The sequence below is a fragment of the Streptomyces sp. NPDC003038 genome (genome assembly GCF_040611115.1).
In the GTDB taxonomy this organism is placed as follows: domain Bacteria; phylum Actinomycetota; class Actinomycetes; order Streptomycetales; family Streptomycetaceae; genus Streptomyces.
In genome coordinates, this window is sequence record NZ_JBEXNN010000103.1 from 1 (window position 1) to 2,185 (window position 2,185).

3 protein-coding genes are annotated in these 2,185 nt (G+C 67.3%); 1 reads left to right on the forward strand and 2 read right to left on the reverse strand.

Features of this window, described 5'->3' with window-relative positions; translation table 11 throughout:
* Positions 1-183: 183 nt before the first annotated feature.
* Together ABZX75_RS34235 and ABZX75_RS34240 are read right to left on the reverse strand one after the other, a co-directional pair.
* Positions 184-684, reverse strand: coding sequence for a hypothetical protein (locus tag ABZX75_RS34235; RefSeq protein ID WP_355418124.1), 501 nt, complete (start codon positions 682-684; stop codon positions 184-186).
* A gap of 172 nt (positions 685-856) precedes the next feature.
* A complete protein-coding gene (locus ABZX75_RS34240) occupies positions 857-1,702 on the reverse strand; it encodes an AraC family transcriptional regulator (RefSeq protein WP_355418127.1) in 846 nt (281 codons plus the stop codon).
* 239 nt (positions 1,703-1,941) lie between these two features.
* Between ABZX75_RS34240 and ABZX75_RS34245 the strand changes: the two genes are divergently transcribed.
* On the forward strand, positions 1,942-2,185 hold a 244-nt coding region (locus ABZX75_RS34245), incomplete at its 3' end, for a transposase (RefSeq protein WP_355418130.1).

Genomic DNA, 2,185 nt, shown 5'->3' on the forward strand with positions numbered 1-2,185 from the left:
CCACACCGAACTCATTCCGAAATGATCAGTTAGGCGCAATGCCGTTGATTTATGGAGGTAGGACGGTGGTGGCTTCTGCCGGGGGTCGGGTGGGTTGGGGCCAGTTGCGGTGGGGGCTGGTCTTGGCCCGGTAGTTCGACATCTTGCGCTTGACGAAGCGGGGTTGGCTGCGCGGAGTGGGTCTCAGGAGGCGATGCGTTCGCCGGACGGATCGGCGACCACGATCTGGATGTGCGGCGGGCCGTACTTGCGGGCCTTGGAGGCCATCTTGGCCACATCGACCTGGTGCCGTGGAACGGATACGTATAGCGGGGCCGGCATGGCCGGGTTCGGCGGCGGTACGTTTGATCCGGGCGGCAGGGTCATGCCCTGCCGCAACCGCACCCCGATCAAGGCGTGCTCACCGTACGGGGGCGTTGCCGCGACGAACTGGGTGACATCGCTCCACGGCAGAATCACGTTCCCGATCTGCACTCTGGCCGGGCTGAAGTAGAACAGGATGCGCCGGGAGTCGTACCAGGACGATATGAGCGGGATCGCGAAGACGATCACCGCACCGCCCTTCATGTCGAGCGCCCACCCGAGGAACACAGCGAGGGCCACCACGGCCGCGATCGCCCCCCATAGCCCGAACAGGTCCTGCGGGGAGGACGGGCGCGACACCTTGTATCGCTGCCATCGCATACCGCGCCTGGGCCGCCACTCTGGGCCCGCCGGGGAATTCGGATACGGCGAATTCGGATACGTCATTGCGGATACCTCTGAACTTGGCGGACTGCCTTCGGGGACGAAGATCACTGCCGGGGATCCTAGCGACGTGCGGACGGCCTGGCTTGGACAAAAATGACCTCGCCGCTCACTGGGCGAGGGCACCCTCCGCGATGCGGGCCGCCGCCACCTGGCCCGGGGTGGTCCCGGCCAGGGCACGGAACTCTCGATTGAGGTGGGCCTGGTCGTAAAAGCCACAGGCGGCCGTCACCTCGGAGGGACTCGCACCCTTGTGCCCGAGGAGGTGTACGGCGTGATGGAAGCGCAGGACCCGGGCGGACACCTTGGGTGTCAGGCCGATCTGTTCGGTGAAGCGGCGGACCAAGTAGCTCTGACTCCAGCCCACTTCGGCGGCGATCCGCGCGACCGGGATCGCCCCGTCCGCGCGGGCGAGCAGTCGCCAGGCGTGGCTCACCTCCGGCGCGGGCTCCGGGCCCCGCTCGAGTCGGGTCAGTAACACGAAGTCGAGAAGGTCGAAGCGGGTCGCCCAGTCATCGGTGGCCGCCATGCGCTCCGCCAGCTCGCCGGCCTCGGGACCGAGCACGTCACGCAGTTCGACCGCCCTGTTCGTCAACTCGCGCATCGGTACGCCGAGTAGCCGATAGGCGCCGAGCGGCGTCAGCTCTAGCCGTATCGCCTCCTGCCCGCCGGGGTGGTCACATAGCCGGGGCCCGTCATCGAGGCCTACGACCAGCGAACCGATCGCTCCGCCTGCCCGGCTCGCTTCCTGGAGTCGACGGACTTGGGTGAACGGCTCCCCCAGGCTGATCACCAGGACGGCTCGGCCGGTGGGCACGAGGCGGACCCGAAACGGCGAGGCCACGGCTTCCCAATAGCCGGCATAGCTGTGCAGATACGGCTGCAGCCCGACGGGCCAAGGCCGCGTCACCCGCCACCGGTCACCCACCCGAGTCATCCCGACTCCGTCGGCCACACTCCTGCTCACAGCACCCGGCATATCTCCCCCCTCCCTGAAGGCCAATACCTCACATCGGGCCAGTCCTTGGCAGAGGGTGTATCACGCCCCATACGATCGGTCGACACGCACCCGTCGACGTACGTTTCGAGGGTGCCACGACGCAGGGTTTCGCATGTTGCACTTACTGATCATTTCAGAATGAGTTCGGTGTGGCGGCTGGGAGTTGAGGGGTGGTTTTGGGCAGGGTCTGCCGAATGGCTGACGACCTTGTACCCGATGACCTGTGGGAGCGGATAGCTCCGCTGCTCCCGGCCCGGCCGCCGCGTCGGCATCGTTTCCCCGGCCGAAAGCCGGTGGATGACCAGGTTGCCCTGGCGGGCATCGTGTACGTGCTGCGCAAGGGTGTGAGCTGGGCGGACGTGCCCGCCGAGCGGATCGGCTGCAGCGGGGTCACCTGCTGGCGGCGGCTGCGGGACTGGACCGAGGCCGGGGTGTGGC